The sequence below is a fragment of the Brevundimonas diminuta genome, assembly GCF_039673845.1.
GTDB lineage: Bacteria > Pseudomonadota > Alphaproteobacteria > Caulobacterales > Caulobacteraceae > Brevundimonas > Brevundimonas diminuta_E.
In genome coordinates this window covers 269,882-292,583 of record NZ_JBDJMK010000001.1, presented here as the reverse complement: position 1 = coordinate 292,583, position 22,702 = coordinate 269,882, and the positions used below count along the sequence as shown (strand labels likewise).

General features: G+C 64.1%; 20 protein-coding genes and 1 tRNA gene. 9 read left to right on the top strand and 12 right to left on the bottom strand.

Annotated features, from left to right (window positions below; genetic code table 11):
- Positions 1-8 precede the first annotated feature (8 nt).
- From ABE454_RS01490 to ABE454_RS01455, 8 genes are read right to left on the bottom strand one after another with little or no spacing between them, the layout of a single operon-like run.
- Positions 9-1,160, bottom strand: coding sequence for an acetyl-CoA C-acetyltransferase (locus ABE454_RS01490; RefSeq protein ID WP_346528314.1), 1,152 nt, complete (start codon positions 1,158-1,160; stop codon positions 9-11).
- On the bottom strand, positions 1,150-2,226 hold the full coding sequence (locus ABE454_RS01485) for an acyl-CoA dehydrogenase family protein (protein WP_346528313.1): 1,077 nt from the start codon (positions 2,224-2,226) through the stop codon (positions 1,150-1,152). The genes ABE454_RS01490 and ABE454_RS01485 overlap by 11 nt, the downstream gene beginning before the upstream one ends.
- Before the next feature lie 2 nt (positions 2,227-2,228).
- Positions 2,229-3,377 carry an acyl-CoA dehydrogenase family protein gene (locus tag ABE454_RS01480; protein WP_346528311.1) on the bottom strand — a complete coding sequence of 383 codons (1,149 nt, stop codon included), beginning with the start codon at positions 3,375-3,377 and terminating at the stop codon, positions 2,229-2,231.
- Between the two features lie 10 nt (positions 3,378-3,387).
- Positions 3,388-4,137 (bottom strand): enoyl-CoA hydratase family protein, encoded by a 750-nt coding sequence (locus ABE454_RS01475; RefSeq protein ID WP_346528309.1) that lies wholly within the window; start codon positions 4,135-4,137, stop codon positions 3,388-3,390.
- Between the two features lie 12 nt (positions 4,138-4,149).
- A complete protein-coding gene (locus tag ABE454_RS01470; protein ID WP_346528307.1) occupies positions 4,150-5,223 on the bottom strand; it encodes an NAD(P)H-dependent flavin oxidoreductase in 1,074 nt (357 codons plus the stop codon).
- The gene (locus tag ABE454_RS01465; protein WP_346528305.1) at positions 5,220-6,119 is read right to left on the bottom strand and encodes an enoyl-CoA hydratase; all 900 of its coding nucleotides are present in this window, start codon (positions 6,117-6,119) and stop codon (positions 5,220-5,222) included. The genes ABE454_RS01470 and ABE454_RS01465 overlap by 4 nt, the downstream gene beginning before the upstream one ends.
- Before the next feature lie 2 nt (positions 6,120-6,121).
- On the bottom strand, positions 6,122-6,931 hold the full coding sequence (locus ABE454_RS01460) for a CoA-transferase subunit beta (protein ID WP_346528303.1): 810 nt from the start codon (positions 6,929-6,931) through the stop codon (positions 6,122-6,124).
- A gap of 11 nt (positions 6,932-6,942) precedes the next feature.
- Positions 6,943-7,815, bottom strand: coding sequence for a CoA transferase subunit A (locus tag ABE454_RS01455; protein ID WP_346528300.1), 873 nt, complete (start codon positions 7,813-7,815; stop codon positions 6,943-6,945).
- A 213-nt stretch (positions 7,816-8,028) separates the two neighbouring features.
- Here ABE454_RS01455 and ABE454_RS01450 point away from each other — a divergent pair, with 213 nt between their 5' ends.
- The 7 genes from ABE454_RS01450 (at position 8,029) to ABE454_RS01420 (ending at position 17,760) form a co-directional block, all read left to right on the top strand.
- The gene (locus tag ABE454_RS01450) at positions 8,029-9,408 is read left to right on the top strand and encodes an MFS transporter (protein ID WP_346528297.1); all 1,380 of its coding nucleotides are present in this window, start codon (positions 8,029-8,031) and stop codon (positions 9,406-9,408) included.
- A gap of 131 nt (positions 9,409-9,539) precedes the next feature.
- Complete coding sequence (locus ABE454_RS01445) at positions 9,540-10,730, top strand: amidohydrolase family protein (RefSeq protein WP_346528294.1); 1,191 nt, start codon at positions 9,540-9,542, stop codon at positions 10,728-10,730.
- Positions 10,731-10,801: 71 nt separating this feature from the next.
- Positions 10,802-11,638, top strand: a complete 837-nt coding sequence (locus ABE454_RS01440) for an acetoacetate decarboxylase family protein (RefSeq protein WP_346528291.1) — start codon at positions 10,802-10,804, stop codon at positions 11,636-11,638.
- Entirely contained in the window at positions 11,631-12,488 is an 858-nt protein-coding gene (locus tag ABE454_RS01435; RefSeq protein WP_346528289.1) for an SDR family NAD(P)-dependent oxidoreductase, read from the top strand. Before ABE454_RS01440 ends, ABE454_RS01435 begins: the two co-directional genes overlap by 8 nt.
- 140 nt (positions 12,489-12,628) lie before the next feature.
- A complete protein-coding gene (locus ABE454_RS01430) occupies positions 12,629-14,986 on the top strand; it encodes a TonB-dependent receptor (protein ID WP_346528287.1) in 2,358 nt (785 codons plus the stop codon).
- 76 nt (positions 14,987-15,062) lie between these two features.
- On the top strand, positions 15,063-16,301 hold the full coding sequence (locus tag ABE454_RS01425; RefSeq protein WP_346528284.1) for an NAD(P)/FAD-dependent oxidoreductase: 1,239 nt from the start codon (positions 15,063-15,065) through the stop codon (positions 16,299-16,301).
- A 34-nt stretch (positions 16,302-16,335) separates the two neighbouring features.
- Positions 16,336-17,760 (top strand): aldehyde dehydrogenase family protein, encoded by a 1,425-nt coding sequence (locus ABE454_RS01420; protein ID WP_346528282.1) that lies wholly within the window; start codon positions 16,336-16,338, stop codon positions 17,758-17,760.
- 56 nt (positions 17,761-17,816) lie between these two features.
- On the opposite strand, the gene ABE454_RS01415 is transcribed toward ABE454_RS01420, so the two are convergent.
- A complete protein-coding gene (locus tag ABE454_RS01415) occupies positions 17,817-18,968 on the bottom strand; it encodes a 12-oxophytodienoate reductase (protein WP_346528279.1) in 1,152 nt (383 codons plus the stop codon).
- A complete protein-coding gene (locus tag ABE454_RS01410; protein ID WP_346528277.1) occupies positions 18,958-19,110 on the bottom strand; it encodes a hypothetical protein in 153 nt (50 codons plus the stop codon). Before ABE454_RS01410 ends, ABE454_RS01415 begins: the two co-directional genes overlap by 11 nt.
- Before the next feature lie 152 nt (positions 19,111-19,262).
- On the opposite strand from ABE454_RS01410, the gene ABE454_RS01405 reads away from it, so the two are divergent.
- Entirely contained in the window at positions 19,263-20,279 is a 1,017-nt protein-coding gene (locus tag ABE454_RS01405) for an NADP-dependent oxidoreductase (RefSeq protein WP_346528275.1), read from the top strand.
- A 283-nt stretch (positions 20,280-20,562) separates the two neighbouring features.
- Here the strand turns inward: ABE454_RS01405 and ABE454_RS01400 are convergent.
- Together ABE454_RS01400 and ABE454_RS01395 are read right to left on the bottom strand one after the other, a co-directional pair.
- Positions 20,563-20,652, bottom strand: a tRNA-Ser gene (locus tag ABE454_RS01400).
- A gap of 60 nt (positions 20,653-20,712) precedes the next feature.
- Entirely contained in the window at positions 20,713-21,654 is a 942-nt protein-coding gene (locus ABE454_RS01395; RefSeq protein ID WP_346528272.1) for a DMT family transporter, read from the bottom strand.
- A gap of 157 nt (positions 21,655-21,811) precedes the next feature.
- Between ABE454_RS01395 and ABE454_RS01390 the strand changes: the two genes are divergently transcribed.
- Positions 21,812-22,696, top strand: a complete 885-nt coding sequence (locus tag ABE454_RS01390) for a septal ring lytic transglycosylase RlpA family protein (protein WP_346528269.1) — start codon at positions 21,812-21,814, stop codon at positions 22,694-22,696.
- The last annotated feature ends 6 nt before the right edge of the window (positions 22,697-22,702 follow it).

Here is a 22,702-nt window from a genome sequence, read left to right as displayed (position 1 = left end):
CGCTTTCCTCACAGACGTTCGATGATGGTGACGTTGGCCTGACCGCCGCCTTCGCACATGGTCTGCAGGGCGTAGCGGCCGCCACGGCGTTCCAGTTCGTTCAACAGCGTGGTCATGATGCGAGCGCCCGTGGCCCCAAGCGGGTGGCCTAGGGCGATAGCGCCGCCGTTGACGTTGACCCGATCACGCGGAATCCCGAGGTCCTGCATCCAGGCCAGTGCGACCGAGGCGAAGGCTTCATTGCACTCGAACAGGTCGATGTCCTCGACCTGAAGGCCGGTCTTCTTCAGGGCATGACGCGTGGCGGGGATCGGCGCCGTCAGCATCCATACGGGGTCATCGGCCCGTACGGACAGGTGATGAATGCGCGCGCGGGGCAGCAGGCCATGATCCTTGACCGCTTGAGGCGACGCCAGCAGCAGGGCGGCGGCGCCGTCAGCGGTTTGGCTGGCGACGGCGGCGGTGATCCGCCCCCCGGCCGTCAAGGGTTCGAGCGTCGCCATTTTTTCCAGCGAGGTCTGACGCGGTGTTTCGTCGTGCTTCACGCCTTCCAGGGCGACGATCTCATGATCGAACCGTCCGGCGGCGCCCGCTTCGAGGGCGCGCTGATGGCTTTCCAGTGCGAACTGCTCCATCTGCGCGCGGCTGATGTTCCATTTTTCGGCGATCATCTCAGCCGAGCGGAACTGGCTGACCTCCTGATCGCCATAGCGCGACTGCCAGCCGGTCGAGCCTGTGAAAGGGTCGTCGAAACCATAGGCCTGGCCGGCCAGCATGGCGGCTGAAATCGGGATGGCGTTCATGTTCTGCACGCCGCCGGCGATGACCAGATCCTGGGTTCCGCTCATCACGCCCTGTGCGGCGAAGTGCACCGCCTGCTGGGCGGATCCGCACTGGCGGTCGATGGTCACGCCAGGGACATGTTGGGGCAGTCCCGCCGCCAGCCAACAGGAGCGGGCGATATCGCCAGCCTGCGGGCCGATCGTGTCGCAACAGCCGAAGACGACATCCTCGACTGCAGCAGGGTCGATGCCTGTGCGGGCCATCAGGGCGAACAGGACGTGAGCGCCCAGATCGGCCGAATGGACGTGGGCCAGACCGCCCTTCTTGCGTCCGATCGGCGTGCGGACAGCGTCGATGATATAGGCCTCATGCGGCATGGGCGGCGTTTTCCTTCTGGGCGGCCCAGGCGAAGCTGTGGTCGGTATCGGGAGAGGAGAGGGCGCAGGCCTTGACCCGCGCTCGATGGAAGCTTTCGTCGCCCCAGGCCCCGGCCAGGGCGAGGCTGCGCTTCAGCAGGAAGTGGACGTCCACCTCCCACGAGTATCCCATGGCCCCATGCACCTGGATGGCGGTGCGGGCCGCCAGGGAGGCGGCCTCGGCGGCCGCCAGCTTGGCGTGCGAGGCGCGGGCGCGGGACAGGGCGTTGTCTGCGCTGCGTTCGGCGGCGGCGGCGAAGACGACCGGGCGGGCGAACTCGATCTTCACCTGGGCGGTCGACAACAGGTGTTTCACCGCTTGATTGACGCCGATGGGCTTGCCGAATTGGGTGCGCTCCTTGGCGTAGTCTACGGCTAGTTCGACGCTGCGCTCGGCCAGACCGATGCACTGTGCGGCGGCGAAGATCGCGCCGCGCTCGAAGGCGTTCGCCAGCAGAGGGGCGGCTGTAGCCGCGTCGGCGATCCGGGTGTCGGCGGATGGCGTCCAGATCACGCGGGAAAGGCGTCGGAAGGGGTCGATGCTGGGCTGGGCGATCAGTTCAACCGCCGACCGCTCGACCAGATGCAGGGCGTCGTCGTGGACCAGCAGCATGGCGTCGGCCGTGTCTGCGTCGGCGACGAAGGGTTGCGCCGGATGTGCGAACGCCATGGTCGCTTCGCCCGTCAACGCCTTGTCCAACCATTCGCTCGCGCGCGGATGGTCGACCGCCGCCAGCAGCGGCAGGATCACGCCAGCCAGTTCGACGAGAGGTTCCGGCAGGGCGGCGGCGCCGCAAGCCTGGGCGATCAGAACGAAGTCGGTCTCGTCCAGACCCAGGCCGCCTTTGGCTTCCTGGACCAGAACGCCGTTCAGACCCAGATCCACAATCTGACGCCAGCGCTTTTCATCGCGCGCGTCGCCGCTGGCCATCAAGCGGCGCAGATGAGCGCCGGTGCATTCGGCCCGCAGAAGGTTGCGGACGACTTCTGCGATGGCCTGTTGTTCTTCGGAGAAGGCGAAATCCATGATCAGCCCCTCGGCAGGCCGAGCAGGCGCTCGGCGATGATGTTGCGCTGGATCTCGTTCGACCCGGCGTAGATCGGTCCGGCCAGAGAGAAGAGGTAGCCGCCCAGCCAGTCGCCTGTTTCATGGCTCTCCAGCAGTTCGGCGCGGGGACCCAGGATGGCCAGCGCCGTCTGATGCAGGGCGATGTCCATCTCGGACCAGAAGATCTTGTTGCAACTGGCCTCGGCCCCGATCGAGCCGCCCGCCGTCAGGCGGCAGGCTGTCGAATAGATCGACAGGGCATAGGCCTGAGCGTTCATCCAGGCCTGAGCCACATCTCGCCCCAACGCCGGGTCGACTTCGGTTTCATGGCGGCGATAGAGGGCGGCCAACCGCCGGGCGGCCTCCTGATAGCGGGCCGGGCTGCGCAGCATCAGGCCGCGCTCGAACCCGGCGGTGGCCATGCAGACGTGCCAGCCCTGGCCCTCGTCGCCCAGGCGGTTGGCGACGGGCACGCGGGCGTTCTCCAGGAAGATTTCGGCGAAGCCCGCCTCACCGTCGATCTGCGGGATGGGCTGGACGCGGACGCCCGGCGTCTTCAGGTCCATCAGCAGCAGGGACAGGCCCTTGTGCCGCGACGACCCCGCCTCGGTGCGGACCAGGACGAAGGCCCAGTCAGCGAAGACGGCGCGCGACGACCAGATCTTGTGGCCGTTCAGCACATAGTCGTCGCCGTCGCGCACGGCGGTCGCGGCCACGGCGGCCAGATCGCTGCCCGCCTGTGGCTCTGACCAGGCCTGGGCCCAGATTTCATCCCCGGCGGCCATGGCGGGCAGAAAGCGCGCTTTCTGTTCGTGCGTGCCGAACTCCATCAGGGTGGGACCCAGCAGGAAGATGCCGTTCTGGTTGACCCGGCCGGGGGCGCCCGCGCGGTAGTATTCCTCCTCGAAGATCAGCCACTGGATCAGGTCCAGGCCACGGCCGCCGTAGGCCTGGGGCCAGGTGACCATGCCGAAATCGCCGCGGTGCAGGGTGCGCTCCCACTCGCGGTGAGCCTCGAAGCCTTCGGCGGTGTCAAACGAGGGCAGCGGCCGGGCGGGCACATGCGCGGCCATCCACGCGCGCACCTCATGCCGGAAGGCCGTCTGTTCGGGGGTGTAACTCAGGTTCACGGGCGGGCCTTCAGAACTGGGCGGTCTTGTTGTCGTGAACGAAGGCGTCGCGGGACGCCTGGCTGTCCGCGTGCATGTACATTTCCAGGGTGAAGCCCTGTTCGAAGCGGTAGCCGTGGTCGACGTCGCGCGGCTCCAGCCCGTTCAGCGCCTGCTTGGCCAGAACCAGGGCGGTGCGGCTCTTGGCGGCGATGACGGCGGCGAAGGCGCGGGCCTCGGCGTGCAGCTGATCGCGCGGAACCAGCTTCTCGACCCCGCCCAGACGCCAGGCGTCCTGGGCCGTGATCCTGCCGCCGGTGAAGAAGGCGGCGCGCACCACATGCAGCGGCAGCATCCGCGACAGGTGCGAGGCTCCCCCCATGGCGCCCCGGTCGATCTCGGGCAGGGAGAAATAGCAATCGTCCGAAGCGATGACGGTGTCAGCGGCGCCGCAGATGCCGATGCCGCCGCCGATGACGAAGCCGTGAGCGGCGACCACGACCGGGACCGGGCAGTCGCGCACGGCCTTGAAGGTCAGGTAGTTGCCCCGGTTCAGAACTACGATCCGCTCGGGGTGGGCCTGCATCTCCTTGATGTCGACGCCGCCGCAGAAGCCGCGTCCTTCGGCCCTGATCAGGACGCATCGCACGTCCTCGCGGTCGCCGACGTCGGAGATGATGCCGGGCAGGGCGTTCCACAGCGTGGAATCCAGCGCATTGACCGGCGGGTGGTCGAGGATGATCTCGCCGATGCGATCTGTGATGTCGGTGCGGATGGGCATCTCTTGTTCCCGTTAGGCAGCGTTCGTCAGCGGGCTGGCCACAGCCTCCAGCCGCGCGCGAGCCTGAATGACGATCTGTTTGATCAGGGCGTGGCAGGTCGGCAGGTTATCGAGGCGTCCAGCCACCTGGCCCGTAGCCATCAGGCCCTCATCGGGTTGGCCCTCGACGACGGCGCGTTGGATCAACATCGGCGCGCTGGCGGCCATCATGGCCTGGGCAAGCGTCAGGCCGCCGTGGCCTGTCATGGCGCGGGCTGCCGCCAGCAGCTCGGAGGCGGTGGCTCCTGTCGCGCGCTTCATCATCAGGGCGCTTTCCAGCGCACGTAGCCACATGGAGAGGGGGCCGGCGCTTTCGATGCGGGCCAGGCGGCGATTGCGGATCATGCGCTGGGGCAGGCCGTCGACCTTGGTCGAGACCAGAATGTCGTCAGGACCGGCCTTGACGTAGTGGGCCTTGGTGACGCCGGGCACAGGGCTTTCGGCGGTCATCAGGAAGCGGGTGCCCATGGCAATCCCGGCGGCGCCGTAGGCGAGGGCGGCGGCCAGGCCGCGCCCGTCGCTGAAGCCGCCCGCCGCTACGACGGGCACGTTCACGGCGTCCAGAACCTGAGGCAGCAGAACGGTGGTGGCGACCGATCCGGTATGGCCGCCGCCTTCGCCGCCCTGAACCGTGAGCATGTCGCAGCCCAGTTCGACCATCTTGCGGGCGTGCTTCAGCGCGCCGACGGTGGGGATGCAGACAATGCCCGCATCGCGGAAGCGGGCGATGATCGTCTTATCCGGGCCGCGCCCGAAGCTGACGGCGCGGACCTGATCGCGCTCGGCCAGGATGATCTCGACGATCTCGGCGGCGCCCGGCTGGAACATGTGGAAGTTCACGCCGAAGGGCTTGCTGGTCAGGGTCTTCAGCTGGCTGACGGCCTGACGCAGTTCATCGGGCCGCATCACCGCCGCGCCGAGGAAGCCGAAGGCCCCCGCCTCGCTGGCGGCGGCGACCAGTTTCGGTGTGGCGATCCAGCCCATGGCCGTCTGGATGATGGGATAACGGCAGCCGAGACGGGCGGTCAGTTCGGTGTCGAGGGTCATGTCTTGGCCTCGTCAGCACGCCTGTTGGCGGCCGCCATGGCCTTGCCGTCCAGCCCGCCCAGACTGTGCCCGCTGACGAGATCGTTCTGAGCGTGGGCGAAGTGGTGCATGTGGAAGACGGCGTCCATCGCCGAGCGCTTGCCGTTCAAATCCTCGACGTGGTTCACGGCCTGCTTGGTCAGCGACAGTCCCAGACGCGGCATAAGAGCGATCTTCTCGGCGATGGCGCGGGTCTGGTCCTCCAGTTGATCACGGGCGACCATGCGGTTGACCATGCCCAGCTCATAGGCGCGGGCGGCGGGCATCCGCTCGCCCAGGAACAGGAACTCCTTGGCGATGCGCGGGTGCATCTCGAAGGCGTGGGCGAAATACTCGACGCCGGGGATGCCCATCCGCACGACCGGGTCTTGGAAGTATGCGTCGTCTGAGGCCACGATCAGGTCGCAGACCCAGGCCAGCATCAGGCCGCCGGCGATGCAGGCGCCCTGAACCATGGCGATGGTCGGCTTGGGGATGTCGCGCCAGCGGCGGCACATGCCCAGATAGACCTCGTGCTCGCGGGCGTAGAGCAGCTCCGCGCCCGGCTTGTTGACGTGGTCATAGGTCAGGTGGCGACGCTCAAAACTCCTGTGCAGGTCGCGGCCCGGCGTGCCGATGTCGTGGCCCGCCGAGAAATGCTTGCCCGCCCCGCGCAGGACGATGACCTTGACCGCATCGTCGTCGACGGCGCGGCGGAAGGCGTCGTCCAGCGCATAGGTCATCTGCGAGTTCTGGGCGTTGTGGAACGCCGGGCGGTTCATGGTGATCCAGGCGACCGGCCCCTCGACCGCATAGGAGACGGGCGTCTCGGTTTCGTAGATGATTTCGACATCTTGCGGGGGGACGAGGTCGCTCATGATCAGGCGGCGTCCTGCAGGCGGCGATCGCCGGCCGGGTCGCCCTTGAACAGAGAGGCGCGCAGATTGTGCGGGTCCAGCCGATCGCGGATGATCGCCAACTGCTCTGCGGTCGGAGCTGCGGTTTCGGGGATGGCGTCAGGCCGTTCCAGGGCGAAGCCCGTATTGTCCTGAACCTCTTCGAAGGCGACGCCGGGGTGCAGGGAACGGATCCGCATCGCCTTGTCGGCGCCGTTGAAATCCAGCACGGCGAGGTTGGTGATCACCAGCCGAAGGTCCAGTCCGGCAGGCTTCCTTCCGTCGGGCCAGCGGGCGGGATTGTAACCAACGCCACAGACGTAATCGACTTCTCCCGCCACGAAGGCGCGGGTGTTGTGAACCGGCACGAAATAGCTGTTCGGGTGGCTGATCGAGTTACCCGGATAGCCGCGTGCGCCCAACAGGGCGGCCTTGGGCCGGGCATGGTCGCCGATGACTGAAATATTGGTCTGACCGAAACGGTCGATCTGGGTGGGCACGACCATGGCGTGACGCTTGCCGCCCCACAGATTGTCGAAGGTGCGGGCGAAGGGCATCCATCCTTCGACCTTGGGCGCATAGCCATTGCGGGGGCCGGCAGGCACGGGTTCCGAGACGAAGTGGTTTTCACCGTCGGTCAGCATCAGGGCCGGGTTGACCGTCAGCTTGGCCAACCCTGCCGCCAGACGCGGCATCAGGGTGATGCCGGTCGCCAGAACCTCGCCGTCATCGCGCCAGGCCTCGGCGCCGGCGGTGATGCAGAGCTCTGCCAGAGTATAGGGAAAGGGAGTCATGTCGGCAGGCCTCAATAGATCGGCGCGGGCAGGGCGCGGACATGGTCGGCGCCGCCGACGGCCGCGAGATAGGCGTCAGGCGCAGCCTCGATGAAACGGGTGCGGTAGTCGGCCCAGGCCTCAGGCGAAGTGGCGCCGACGTAGTTTTTGAGGTGATCCATATCGATGCCGTAATCCGGCGAAGCGCCGGTCGGGTGGGCGCCCAGCGGAGCCTCGATCACGCCGGTGACGACGCTGCGCTCGAACGGGTGGAAACGGGCGTTGGCAGGCAGGTCCAGAGCCTCCGTATCGACCAATTGCTCGGTGGAGACGAAGACCTGATTGGCGGCGCGCGCCATCAGGTCGTCGAAGAAGGGATCCGGGCTGAAGATCAGGGTGTTCCCCGCCTGATCCGCGCGATGGACGTGCATGAGGGCGGCGTCCAGCTTGATCGCCGGCATGGCCAGCAGGGTCTGACCGTCCTCATACGGCGAGCGGATCGTCTTGATCCCTTGTGCCGGGATGTCCGTGGCCAGACCGAAGTTCGCGGGCAGGAAGGGCAGGCGCATGGCGGCGGCGCGAAGCCCCCAATGCAGCAGCCCCTCGTCCAGTTCGAAAATCTCAAGGGCGCCCGCCTGACGGGCGGCGCGGAAATGAGGATCAAGGGGGAAATGGTCGAGAGAAACAAAGCCGAATATCAGCTTCTTCACCTTGCCGGACGCGACCAGCGTGCCGACATCCGGGCCGCCGTAGCCGACGACCGTCAAATCCTTCAGGCTCGAGCGGGCGATGGCGCGCACCAGGGCCATGGGCTTGCGTCGCGTCGCCCAGCCGCCGATTCCGATCGTCATTCCGTCGCGCAGGCTGGCGACGAAGCCATCCAGATCCAGCCGTTTGTCCAGCACGCCGTGACACTCCGTGAAACAGGGAAGATTGGTTCCTGTCACGACGCTATGAGACGGGCCGGAGAGGGTGAAGGGGCCCCGAAGGAACGGATTGTTTGTGTCCGAAGACAATCCTGACGGGTGCTTGAATAGGGCGGCAGACGAAACACTCTGGTCTCCATTCGCGCCTTATCGCGGGGACTCCCTTCGGCTCTATTTCCGTGACTGGCGGCCATGTCCGCCCGCGACACCCAAGCAGTCGCCGTACGGGAGATCCGTTTGTCCAAAAGACACGCTACGCCTTCGGCCGCCGCCCTGACGCAGAAAGGCGGTCTGCCCGGAATCGTGTTCGCCCTGATCTTCGTGGTGTCCATGGCCATGGCCGTAGGAAATCTGGGGCTGATCTCCGTCATGCCGGCGATCGGTCGGGCGATCGGTATTTCGGATCATCTGGTTGCGGCTGTTTTTTCGCTGTCAGCCCTGTTCTGGGCCATTACCGCCCCACACTGGGCCAGGGTGTCGGATGTGCGCGGCCGAAAGCCCATGATGATGTTGGGGCTGGGCGGCTTTGTCTTTTCAATGCTGGGCTGCGCCGTGGTGATCTGGGCGGGTTTGCAGGCGCTGCTGCCCCCGTTTGTGGTGTTTCTGGCCTTCGCCGCGATCCGTGGCGTTTTTGGTCTGTTGGGTTCGGCGACAGCGTCTTCCAGTCAGGCCTATGTGGCCGAGCGCACTTCAGAGAAAGACCGTACATCGGCGTTGTCAGCGCTGGCCGGAGCCCTGGGCATGGGCACGATCATCGGGCCGGCAGTGTCTCCGCTGCTTGTTTTCGGCTTTCTGGGTTTGGCCGGTCCGATGGTTGTTTTCGCCCTGATTGCTGCAGCGATATGGATTGCGGTGGCGGTGGTGATCCCCTCGGACCGCCCGTTGTGCGCCGAGCGTGAAGCCGCCTTACAGACCCAGGCGGCGGCCCGTCGCGGCAAGACCAACGATCCCGCCGCCAAGGCGGGCTTTTCGGTCTGGCGTGATCGGAATATCGGCCCCTACCTGTGGTTCGGCCTGTTGTCGGCCTGCGCGCAGGCGATCAACGTCTACACCCTTGGCTTTGTCATCATGGACTCTATGGCCCTGCCGGCGGCGCAGGCGCAGCGCTATATCGGGATCGGCATGGCTGCGGGGGCAGTCGCGGGCCTGGTCGGGCAGTGGATTCTTATTCCCCTGCTCAAAATGTCGCCGCGGCAGCTGTTACGGGCTGGAGCGGTCCTGGCGCTGGCAGGCAATCTCCTGACGGTTTTCGCCGGGGGCATCTGGCTGCTGACATTGGGTTATGTCGTGCTGACCCTGGGCTTCAGTTTTTGCAGGCCCGGATTTACGGCTGGCTCTTCATTAGCGGCCGGCGCCGAGCAGCAGGGCCTGGTGGCCGGAATGGTTTCGAGCCTTTCCGGCGCAGCGATCGTGGTCACGCCCGTTATCGGAGTGCTGTTGTACGAGTTCGCACCTGCGGCGCCATTCGTTCTGAACAGCGCAGTCATGGCTGGATTGACGGTTTACGCCTGGAAAAACGCTTCGCTGCGCCGCGGCGAACCTGACCTGGAGCGGGCGTCGATTGTTTCCTGATGCGGATAAACCGTCTGTGCCTGCGCGCTTGTTGTCGACGATCAGAGGGTAATAATCGATCTATCAAGATTTAAAAATCGGCACGCAGACAGATCTGTTTGTACCTGCCTAAAGAAAAGTGGGAGTGTTCCGTGGATCGGTATCTGGTAATTTCTTCTGATGGTCATGCTGGTTTGCCGCCGGAGCGGTACCGGGAGTATCTGGATCCTCAGTATCGGGCGGAATTCGATATCCGCGTAGCCAAGGAAATCGCTGCGCGGGAGCAGCATGAGAAGAACTTCCTGCTTGACGATTTTAACAATAAATGGCGCGCCGCTGCCGGTGAAGGCATGGAGGGCGCCTGGGACCCAGACATCCGCAATCGGATCTTGGATGAAGACGGGGTCGCTGCCGAGGTCTTGTATCCGGATGGCATTACCGAGCGGAACGCGCCGCCCTTCGGCGCTGATATCGGTCTGAGGCCCATCCTGAAAGAGGCGCATCTGCAGTGGGCCGGCGCCCGTGCGCATAACCGCTGGATGGCGGAATTCTGTCAGCTGGACCCGGTGCGTCGCATTGGCCTGGCCATCATTCCCGCCTTTTACGACATGGAAGAGAACCTCAAGGAAATCCGTTGGGCCAAGGAGAACGGTCTGAAGGGCGTGGTTCTGCCGACGTTGATGGAAGGCTTCGACTTCTACAATCATCCGAAATACCACCGGATGTGGGCCATGCTGCAAGAGTACAACATGCCCGTGAACTTCCACTCGGGCGCCGCCCCGGCCTATGACACGGCGCAGCCCGGCTGGATCGGCATTTATCTGTCGGAATACGCCTTCTACCTGACGCGACCGATGTCGGCGCTGATCTTCGGCGGGGTGTTCGAGCAGTTCCCCAATCTGAAGGTTACATTCACGGAAGCCGGAGGCGAGTTCTGGTTCCCATGGATGCTGGAACTGATGGATGTCCGTGCCTCGGTCAAGCATACCAGCGGAAAGCTGGGTGATCACCGTTCCAATCTGTCGATGAAGCCGAGCGAATACTTCAAACGCAATATCTGGGTCGGCTGTTCGGCCCTGCCGGATGAAGAGACGACCGAGTCCTATTACAACATCGGCATCGACCGGGTGCTGTGGGGCACCGACTATCCGCACCCTGAGGGCACCTGGCCGCACACCCTTCCCAAGATGATCGCCAGCCTGGGCGGCCTGCCGGAACACGACATCTCCAGGATGTTCGCGGGCAATGCGCTGGAAGTCTACGACCTGGATGAGAAGGCGCTGAACGCCATCGCGGCCCGCATCGGCCCGCAGAAGGCCAGCTTCATCAAGGCCGCCGCCTGATACCGGCCGGGAGGGGCTGCCTTGGCGCCGCTCCCGTCCACATCTCATAAAAACGACTGGGAGAGACGACGTTGGCCAAGCTTCGCTACGTTCAGGACGTGAATAAACTCAAGGCCGCGATGGAAGCACGGGCTTCTGGCGGAGGCCTGAACAACACCGTGCAGACCCTGCGCGCCTTTTATGAAACCGATCCCGAGATCGTGGCGGCCCTGCTGCCCAAGCCGCTGGAGCCGACCGCTGCCTCCAAGATACTGATTCAGTTCTCCTATGTCGAAATGCGTCCGACGCCTGACAAGCTGGTCGTTTCCGCCGCCATGACGGTCGGCGTGGAGTCCACCTACAAGGGCAAGGTCGGCTGGTACGTCCTGGCCATGCCGATGGGCGGTGAGTTTGTCGTCATCGGCGGTCGTGAACGCTTCGGCGAACCCAAGAAGCTGGCGGATGTCCAGTTCACAAAGAACGGCGACAGCCTGCATGTCGCCTGCACCCGCAACGGCGTCGCCTTCGTTGAACTGGAAGGCAAGATCGGCGAGAGCCTGGGCGCCAAGAAATTCACAGAGAACCTGTTCTGTTACAAGGGGATGCCCGGAATCGACAACGGCTTCGGCTTCGATGGCGACGTCTTCCTGACCCAGCTGAACTGGGATCGCGACTGGGACATGCACCACGTCGTCGAGGGCGGCAAAGTCACCCTGCGCGAGTCCGCCGCCGATCCGCTGATCGACGTGCCGGTGCGAAAGCTGCTGAAGATGGAATACTCGGAAGGCCGGAGCGTCACCGGCGGCGAGGTCCTGGAAAAGGTGCCGGGCGAGTGGCTGCAACCCTTCTGGTTCGGCCGCTACGACGAAAACCCGACCGGCGGCATTGAGATCGCGCTGGCTTCCGAGGCAGCGCTTCAGGATGCGTGATCTGACGGGGAAGGTCGCTGTCGTCACGGGCGGCGCCAGCGGCGTGGGCCGCGCTCTGGGGGAAGCCTTGGTCGAGCGTGGCGCCAAGGTGGTGCTCAGCGACATCAACGCCGAGGCGTTGGAGACGACGGCGGCCGACCTGCGGGCCAAGGGCGGCGATGTCATCGGCGTTGTCGCCGATGTAATGAAGCAGGAGTCCGTCGAGGCTTTGGCCGATCAGGCCTATGCCCGTTACGGCGCCGTGCATCTGTTGTTCAACAACGCTGGCGTCGGCCTCGGAGACTTTCGCGAGCCGATCTGGAACCTGGCGCTCAAGGATTGGCAATGGGGTCACAACATCCATGTCATGGGCGTGGTGCACGGCATTCGCGCCTTTGTCCCCCGGATGCTGGCAGGCGGTGAAGACGGCTATGTCGTCAACACCACGTCGGGCAACGGCGGGCTCGTGCCGTCGGCGCGGACTCCGGTCTACGCGTCCACGAAGGCGGCGGTGACGAGCCTGACAGAAGTTCTGCACCATCAGCTCAAGGCGCAGGACGCCAGGGTCAAGGCGGCATTGCTGTTTCCCGGGCCGCATCTGGTCAACACGAACCTGATGCGCTCGGCGCGGCCTGCTGACTATGTGGATCCAGCCAGTCCGCAACCGGCCGGCAAGTCCATGACCGAACTGGCGCAGCAGAACGGCGGCGTTCCGGTGACGGAGCCTGAAGAAGTCGCCGCCTTTGCTCTGGACGGCGTCGCCAGAGGGTTGTTCTGGCTGCTGCCCGAGAGCGAACGGATCGATAACAACATCCGCCGTCGCACCGACAGTATCCTGGCGCGGGCCGAACCTGTGGGCTTCGGCGGCTAGGCGTTCAGACATGCCGTTGATGGCGGGAGGAGGGGAGGCCTCTCGCTGTCGATCCACGGCTACGCTTCATGAAAATGAATAAAAACAGCCGACTGTCCACAAAGGCCGCGGCGATCTGGGAGGGTTAGATGACGCGACGCATGAAACGCACCGCGACCGTATTGCTGGCGGGTACTGCGCTGGCCAGCGCCTGGCCTGTCATGGCCATGGCGCAGGAGGCGCCGGCGTCCGAACAGGCCACGGCTATCGCCGATGTGGTCGTTACGGCTCAACGCCGTGAAGAGCGGCTGATCGACGTGCCTCTGTCCGTTTCCAGTCTCGGCGGCGAGGCCTTGCAACGCGCCGGCGTGGCTGATGTGTCCGCTATTGGCGGCTATGTGCCCAATCTTCAGATCAACCAGACGGTGGGCGGCGCCTTCGGGCCGCTGATTTCGATGCGCGGCCTGGCGCCGTCCGCCGACACCAGTCTGGGCCGTGACCAGCCTGTCGGCATGTATATCGATGGCGTGCCGATCGCCAAATCGACTGGCGCCGCCTTCGATACTGTCGATCTGGAACGGATTGAAGTCCTGCGCGGGCCGCAGGGAACCCTGTATGGCAAGAACACTATCGGTGGTGCGGTCAATCTGGTGACACGACAGCCGTCGGGCGTGTTCGGCGGCAAATTCATGCTGGGCGTCGGCAGTGAGGACCTGTTCGAGCAGCGCCTGTCGCTGGACCTGCCGCGCATCGGCGAGATCGGTCAGGGCCTCGGCGCCTTTGATATCAAGGTCGCCTATGCAGGCCGTACCCGCGACGGTTTTTTTAACAATACGCACCCCGGCGCACGCTTCTCGACCTTTGGCGAGCAGAACCAGCAGGCCGGTCGCGTGGACGTCGTCTGGCGGCCGACGGACAGCATCAAGGTCGCCTATGGTTATGACGACACGTCCAGCCGCAGTTCGCCCGCCATGCTGGCGATCAGCGCGCCGGGAGCCATCGGGCCAGGTGGGGCCTATGCCTCTCTCTATCCTTACATTCAGAACGCGATTCACACGACGCGACCCGATGGCGTCGCGAACGACTACGCCAATCGAAGCGACTTCTTCGTCAAAGGTCATTCTCTGACGGCCGAGTACAACGCCGATGCTGTGCCCTTCCTCGGCGACATTACGATCAAGTCCATCTCGGCCTATCGGAACATGAAGTCCCGGAGTCAGACCGATTTCGACGGTACGGGCGTGGATCTGATGCACTTCACCCTGAACAACAACTACGAGCAGTGGTCGCAGGAACTGCAGTTGATCGGTTCCAAGGGGGCGCTGCGATATACTTTCGGATTGTTTGGCTTCAAGGAAGAGTACGGCGTCTTCAATCCGCGCTGGAATTTCCAGTTCGGCGGCAACAAATACGACCTGCAGGAGCGTTGGGCGGACAACACTTCGATCGCCGCATACGGTCAGTTGACCTGGACGCCGGAAGTTCTTGAACAGCGTTTGAGCCTGACGCTGGGGGGGCGGATCAACAAGGACAAGAAGAAGGCGACCTCGCTGAGCCAGTCCTATTCGGCTTACCTCGCCGATCCGGCGGCTCCGGGCTCGGGCGTGTTCCAGCGTGACGCCAACGGCAACCCTGTCACGCGAAGCGGCGGCCCGGCCCTCGGCGCCCTGCCGGGGCCGGGCAACATCGGTCCGTCGGACCTGATCCCCCTGACGGCGGACGGTTCATGGTCGGAGTTCACGCCCGAGTTCAACGTGTCGTGGAAGCTGGCGGACGACTGGAACCTGTATGGCCGTGTGGCGACGGGCTTCAAGAGCGGCGGCAACAATGATGTGGCCGCGACCAACGCCAGCTTCATGACGCCTTATGAGCCCGAGAAGCTGACGGCCTATGAGATCGGCACCAAGGGCCAGTGGTTCGACCGTCGACTGAACCTGTCCGCCGCTGTCTATTACAGCGACTATAAGGACTTCCAGGCGGGCGTTTTCGTTCCGGCGCTCGTGACGACGACGATCATCAATGCGGGCAAGGCCCATATGTCGGGCGTCGAATTGGAAGGTACGGTGCTGCCGATCGACAACCTGCGGATCAACTTCGGCTATGGCTACACCAAGGCAGAGTATGATGAGTTCATCCTGCCGTCAGGTCAGGACGTCACTGACAGCTATGTCTTCCCGCTGATCCCCAAACATAACTATACACTCGGGATCGACTACCGTTGGCCAGGGTTGGCCGGCGGGGATTTCGTCGCCAGCCTGAACTATAACTGGCGCGCCAAGCAGGCGGGCAGCATTACCGACGACCCGCTGGCCTATCGCAAGGCCTATGGCCTTCTGGATGGCCGCATCTCGCTCAGCGACATTGATATCGGAGACGGTCGGACCGCCGAGATCTCTTTATGGGGCAAGAACCTGCTGGATGAAGAGTACTGGGTTTCGGGCATCAACCTGACCCTGTTCACGCTGAGGCAGTGGGGCGATCCGCGTAGCCTGGGCCTTCAGGCCAGCGTGAAGTTCTGACGAGGCCGAAGTCGGGAGGCCGGCTTCGGCTGGCCCCCTGACGTTCCCTACAGGCAGTGTTGCGATAGCCAGAACCATGAGCGACAGCCCGCGTATCGTCATCGTTGGAGCCGGACATGCCGGCGGAACGGCGGCCGCACTTTTGCGTCAATACGGCCACCACGGGGCGATGACGCTGATCGGCGATGAGCCGTTGGAGCCGTACCAGCGCCCGCCTCTGTCCAAGGCGTGGCTCAAGGGCGAGGCGGATGGCGATAGCCTGCGATTGAAGGCGCCGGAATGGTACGGCGACAACGGCGTCGACGTGCGCCTGTCGCAATCGGTCAGGGCGATTGATCGGGCGACCAGGACTGTGAGCCTGGGGAGCGGCGATGTCGTGTCCTATGATGTCCTGATCCTGGCGACCGGTGCGCGGGCGCGGCGACTGGCGGTCGAGGGCGTCGGGCTGAACGGTGTCGTGACGCTGCGCACAGCCGCCGACGCTGAAGTATTGAAAGCGGTGTTGGCGCGCCAGCCTCATCGCATCAAACGACTGGTCGTCATCGGCGGGGGCTATGTCGGTCTGGAAGCGGCGGCATCGGCGCGGTCGCTAGGCGCCGAGGTCGTCGTTGTGGAGCGGGAAAGCCGCATCCTGGCCCGCGTCGCCTGCACAACGCTTTCTACTTTTTTTGCAGCCTACCATCGCCAGCAGGGGGTGGAGTTCATTCTGGACGCGGCAGTCGAGCGCCTGGTCGGTGAGAATGGGCAGGTTGCGGCCGTTCAGCTTGCCGATGGTTCAAGGTTGGACTGTGATGCCGTGCTGGTCGGCGTCGGCGCTGTTCCCAATGATGAACTGGCCCGTGACGCGGGGCTGAACTGTCAGGATGGCGTTCTGGTCGATCTGGCTGCACGGACCAGCGATCCGGCGGTGTACGCTATCGGTGATGTGACCCGGCGTCCAATGCCGCTTTATGAGACGCTCATGCGGCTTGAGAGCGTTCCTAATGCTCTGGAGCAGGCGCGGCAGGCGGCCGCCGCCATCACCGGACGGCCTGCGCCGGAGTCTGAGACGCCGTGGTTCTGGTCCGACCAATATGATCTCAAATTACAGATTGCGGGCGTGCCTGTCGGCTGCACCGATATTGTGGTGCGGGGGAGCGCGACTGCGCCCGGCTTCGCACTGTTTCATATGGCGGGCGATGTGATCCGGGCGGTTGAAGCCGTGAACGCGCCTGCGGAGTTTCTGGCCGGTCGTCAGTTGATCGGTCGTCGTGCGCCTGTTTGTCGCGAACGGTTGGCCGACCGTGCAACGCCGATGAGGGGCGTGGCATTGTGATCAAGTAATCCGCTAGCACCCTTCTGGAGGCGTCATGACCGACCATCTGAAATTCTACATCGACGGCGCCTGGGTCGATCCGGTCGCGCCGCGTGTGCTGGACGTCATCAACCCGGCGACCGAACAGCCGATCGCCCGTATCAGTCTGGGCGGCGCCGATGATGTCGACAGGGCGGTAACGGCCGCCCGCCGCGCCTTCACCAGTTTCAGCCGGACGACGCGGCAGGAAAGGATCGAACTGCTGGAAGCGATCCTGGCGGAATATGTCCGTCGTCAGGACGAGATGGCGCAGGCCATTACTGCGGAAATGGGCGCGCCTGCGGCTTTGGCCCGCAAGGCTCAGGCCTTTATGGGCGCTGCGCACCTCAGCACTTCGATCGAGGTGTTGAAGGGCTATGATTTTGCTGACGAGCCGCGCGGGTCAACCCTGATCAGTCGCGAACCGATTGGCGTCTGCGCCTTCATCACTCCCTGGAACTGGCCGTCGAACCAGATCGGCTGCAAGGTCGCGCCGGCGCTGGCCGTCGGCTGCACCATGGTGCTGAAGCCATCCGAAGTCGCGCCTCTCTCTGGACTGTTGTGGGCTGAGATCATCGATGCTGCGGGTGTTCCCGCGGGCGTCTTCAACATGATCAACGGCGATGGACCGGGCGTCGGCGCCGCCCTGTCGGCGCATCCGGGCGTGGACATGGTCAGCTTCACGGGGTCGACCCGGGCGGGCGTCGAGGTCGCGAAGAATGCGGCGCCCACCATCAAGCGCGTCCATCAGGAACTCGGCGGCAAGTCCGCCAACATCATACTGGATGACGCCGACATCGCCGCCGCCGTGTCGTCGGGCGTGGCCCGCATCATGAACAACAGCGGCCAGTCCTGTAATGCGCCTACGCGGATGCTGGTCCCTCGTCACCGCATGGGAGAAGCTCAGGCGGCGGCGAAGGCTGCGGCTGAAAGCCTGACGGTCGGTGACCCGAACGGGGATTTCGCCTTGGGCCCGGTGGTGTCCGATGTGCAATGGAACAAGATCCAGACGCTGATCGCCAAGGGCGTTGAAGAGGGCGCAACCCTGGTCACGGGCGGCGTCGGTCGCCCTGAAGGGCTGGAGGTCGGTTATTTCGTCAAGCCGACGATCTTCGCCGATGTGGCGCCGGACGCCACCATCGCGCGTGAAGAGATTTTCGGACCTGTGCTGTCAATCATCCCTTATGACAGCGAGGACGAAGCCATCCACATCGCCAATGACACGGTCTATGGCCTGGCGGCCTATGTGCAATCCGCCGACATCGACCGGGCGCGCAATGTCGCGCGTCAGTTGCGTGCGGGGCAGGTGATCATCAACAGCGCAGGGCCGGATCTGATGGCGCCCTTCGGCGGCTACAAGCAGTCGGGCAACGGAAGGGAGTGGGGCGATCACGCCTTCGCAGAGTTCCTGGAGGTCAAGGCCACGCTCGGATATGCCTGACGTCAGGTGAAGGCATATGAAAACGGCGCCGACCTGTGGGACGGCGCCGTTTTCTTTCAGGCCAGACGGCGCAGGTTGGATCGGTCGAAGGGTAGGGCGGGCTGTCCTGTACGAATCCGCTCGGGCCAGAACGGGTCGTTCAGAATCGCTCGGCCGACCCCCGCCAGATCGAATTCGCCGCACGCGATCCGTTCGCGCACCGCATCCAGGTTATCCAGCGGACGCGTCTCGCTGCTGCCGCTCAGGGTTTCGCCCAGGCCGTTGTCCAGACCGATGCCGCCGATGGCGACCGAAGGCTTGCCTGTCAGCTTGCGGGCCCAACCCGCCAACGTCAGAGGCGATCCAGCAAAAGCCGGATGCTGGAAGTGTCGCGCACTGGCGTCGAACAGATCGACCCCGGCGTGCGCCAGAGGCTGTAGCAGGTCGCCCAGTTCTTCAGGCGTATCGCCCAGACGCGCGCCGTAGTCCTGCTGTTTATGCTGCGAGAACCGGAACATGATGGGGGCGTCGCCGATTTCGTGTCTGACGGCGGCCACGATCTCCGCGCCGAATGCGGCGCGACCGGCCGCATCGCCGCCGTAGCGGTCCGTGCGCAGGTTGGTTCCGGGCCAGAGAAAGCTGTCGATCAGATAGCCGTGTCCGCCATGCAGGGCGATCCCGTCGAAGCCTATGTCCATGGCGTCGCGCGCGGCTGTTGCGAAGGCTTTGACTACGGCTCTGATTTCAGACGCTGTCATGGGAACGGTGAGCGTACGCATCGTCTCTACGTAGTCCGAGGCATAGGATGTATGGCCCGGCGGGCCCCAGCAGCCGGATGGCCGGGCGCCGATCAGGTCAGGCCTTGTCGATCGTAATGGCTCGCGCAGCGGCCCTTGATGCCACAACTGCGGAAAGATGCGGCCGCCGGCGGCATGGACCTCGGCGACGACATTCCGCCAGCCGGACAGCGCAGCCTTGCCGTGCATATGAGGAATGGAAAGGTCATCGACGGCGGATGGGTGCCCTACGCCGACGCCTTCCGTCACGATCAGTCCCGCTCCACCCTCGGCGCGCCGGCGATAATAGCTTGCCACGTCGGCGCCGGGCGTCCCCGCTGGAGAGAAGTAGCGGGTCATCGGCGACATGACGATACGGTTCGGCAGGGACAGGTTCCTGACCATCATCGGCGTGAACAGGATGTCCGATGGCGCCAGCTTGTCAGCTCGCATGACGGCTCAGATCATCAGCCAGTTCATAGAGGCCGTCGTCGTCCCACAGTTCTCCGACCTTCAGCCCGCGCTCAAAGGTGTCGCCGGTGTCGGCCTGTGGCTGGGTTTCCATGCGGGTGAGACGGTCTTCGATTTCGGACATGTCGGCTTCCTGTTCGACCTGTCCGCAGCATCCGACATTCGGTTCTGTTGATCAGCGGGGCAGTTGGAAACGCTGTGTTGAGCGTGGGCGTCTGGTGCGGTCGAACATGCCTCTGGATATTGGCGGGCATCTCGCCTGAACCGGAGCCGTCCATGACAAGCCTCAATCGTCAGTGGGTGCTGGCACGACGCCCTGTCGGTCAGGTGAGTCTTGAAGACTTCGCGCGCCGTGACGCGCTGGTTCCTGTTCCCAATCTCGCAGCGGGTGAAATCCTGGTTCGTGTGGTGATGATCGGTTTTGATCCCGCCCAGCGAGGATGGATGGATGATGGCGACAGCTATATGCCGCCCATGCCAGTCGGCGGCCCGGTGCGCGGCAGTGCTGCGGCGCGCGTAGAGGCATCGAACAACCCGGCCTATCCTGAAGGATCTCTGGTGCGGGGCCTCTTCGGCTGGCAGGACTATGCCGTGACGGCGCGCGTCGGAGAAACGCCGCCGGTTCTCATCCCGCTGGGTGTAACGCCGGAGGAGGCTTTAGGCGTTTTGGGCGCGGCCAGCCTCACGGCCCACATAGGTTTGAACAGGGTCGGAAGACTGCGCGCCGGTGATACGGTCCTTGTTTCAGGCGCAGCCGGGGCTGTCGGATCCGTCGCCGTGCAGATCGCCCGCCTGAAGGGCGCGCGCGTCATCGGCGCCGCGGGCGGTCCGGAAAAATGTCGATGGTTGACGAGCGATTACGGCGCCGACGCCGCCATCGATTATCGCAACGAGAATGTTTCTGAGCGATTGGCGATTCTCGCCCCGAAAGGGATCGATCTTTTTTTCGACAATGTAGGCGGTGCAATGCTTGAAGCGGGTATCGACCATGTCGCCCGCTTCGGCCGCATTGTCCTGTGCGGCGCGATATCAGGATACAATGATGTGGAGGCCGCGCCCGGCCCTCGTAACCTGATGCGGATGATCGCGCAGCGCGCTGAAATGCGGGGCTTTATCTTGCCCGATCATCTGGATCATGTCCCTGCTGCCAGACATGAACTTGAAGTCTGGTTGCGGGCTGGAAAAATTCGCTATCGCGTGGACATTCAAGAGGGATTTGAAAACATATCGAAAACTTTTTTGCGATTGTTTAGTGGTTTAAATCAAGGAAAGCAACTATTGAGATTATTGTAATGTCTTATTAAGTGCCATTTGTTCTTGTTTTCTTATGAGTATATTGTAAATATGTTGATTTAGTTTCTTGATTTTGGGCGGATTAAATTTTAATCATATGATGAAATTGCTTGGAATTTCGCACTTGGAGTGCGGCGTGGACAGAAACAGGCGCGATTCTGGACGCCACAAGCTTGATGGAGGCCGGAAGCTGCTATGGATCCAGCGGATTTAGATAGGAATGTCTTGAGATTATAGCCGCTTGTCGTCGCTTTTCAGAAGCAGAAACAAACTATGCAGTGTGTGGCGGACAGGGTGGGATTCGAACCCACGGTAGGCTTCCACCTACGGCGGTTTTCAAGACCGCTGCCTTAAACCACTCGGCCACCTGTCCTGCGCGAGTCGCGCTTGGCTGTGCATAGCGGCAAGACGGGCGCGACCCAAGCGGAAAGCGTTACCTTGTGGCGGCTTCTTGTGTCGCGCCAGGGCGGGTGACCAGCCAGATGCCGGCGCAGACCAGCAGAAGGGCGATCAGATAGCTCCATTGCATCAGGCTTTCGCCCAGAAACGCGGCTGACAGCGAGACGCCGAAGACCGGGATCAGGAAGTTGAACGCGGCGATCATGCCGACCGGATTATGCTTCAGCAGCAGGCTCCAGATCGCAAACGCCGCCGAAGAGAGCAGGGCGAGGTAAAGCAGCAAGGCGCCGGACGCCGGGCTCAGGCTCTCCAGGCGCCCGCCCGTCGCCTGACCCGCCGCCGTCAGAATCAGGCCGCCGATCAGCAATTGCCAGCCGGTCATCACCATCGGATCGAGATCGCGCGACAGCCGTTTGCCATAGATGGAGGCCGCCGCCAGCACGAAGGCGGCGATGACAATGAAGCCTTCGCCCTGCAGGGTGAAATCGAAGCCGACACCTGCGGCGCCGTTCAGATTGACCGCCACCACGCCCATGAAGCCGATCAGGCAGCCCAGCGCCTTGCGCCCGCTCAGCCGGTCGTCGGCATAGATGAAGTGGGCCAGAACGACGCTGAAAAAGACGCTGGTCGCATTCATGATCGAGGACTTCACGCCCGTCGCGTGCGCCAGTCCGATGTAGAAGAAGACATATTGTATGGCCGTCTGGGTCAGGCCCAGCAGGGCGATCTGGCCGAACTGGCGGCGGCTCATGGCCATGATCGGCCTTTTCATCGCCAGCGCCGTGATCAGCAGGATGGCTCCGGCCAGGGCGAACCGCCATCCCGCGAACAGGATCTGGCTGGCGGTGTCCGTCGGCGCGACATGCAGCAGGGCATAGCCGCTCTTGACCGCCGGAAAGGCGCTGCCCCACAGGGCGCAGCACAGCGTGGCCAGCAGGAAGACCCCGGTGCGGGTTCTGTAGGGGGAGGGGCTCAAGGCGACGGTTTCTGATGGCCGGAGAGGCGATGTCGTCACGCCATACGGCAAACGCCGCGTTAACCAAACCGGAAAACTCAGGCGCTAATTCAGGATAAAACCTGTGATTGTCCGGAGTAACATCATCATGTGGGCGAGACTGCTGAAAGGCGCCTTGATGGCCGTCGCCTTCTCGACCCTGGCGGCGTGCGCCAGCTTTGGCGGCAAGGGCGGAGCGCCTGTCGGCGCCCCGGTCGTGACCGATCCTGCGCCGATTGTTTCGGGCACCATGCGGCCCTATCAGATCCGCGGCCGCTGGTATCACCCGAAGGAACAGCCCAACTATGACGAGGTGGGGCAGGCGTCCTGGTATGGCGCCTATCATCAGGGGCGGCCGACTTCGACCGGCGAGCGGTTCGACATGAACGCCCTGACCGCCGCCCACAAGACCCTGCCTCTGCCCAGTCTGGTCGAGGTGACGAACCGGGCCAACGGGCGTCGCGCCATACTGCGCGTCAATGATCGCGGGCCGTTCGTTGATGGCCGCATCATCGATCTGTCGCGCGGCGCGGCTCAGGAACTGGGCCTGTTGCAGCAAGGGGTGGGCGAGGTTCGCGTTCGCTATGTCGGCCCAGCGCCGCGTCAGGGCGGCGGCGGCACGGCCCTGCGTCAGGCCGACGCCGGAACGAGCGCGCCGCCTGCGCGAAATCCGACGCCGGATCGCGCCTCGGGTCAGGGGCCGCGTCCCTATTATGATGTCGCTGCGACGCCTGCTGCGCCGGTTGCGCAACCGGCGGCGCCCGTTGTTCAGCCTGTCTATACGGCGGCGCCGGCGGCGACGGGCGGCTATTGGGTGCAGGCGGGCGCATATTCCGAACGGCGCGGCGCTGATCGGGTCGCGCGGCGTCTGGGCGACAAGGCCGTGGTCCAGAACATCGACCGCGACGGCCGTCCGCTGTTCCGCGTGGTGGTCGGCCCGTGGCCCGATGCGACGGCGGCGGAACGGGCCCGTCAGGCGGTCGTGGCGCGCGGCTTCAGCGATGCCCTGTTGATAGGCGGCTGAACGGGC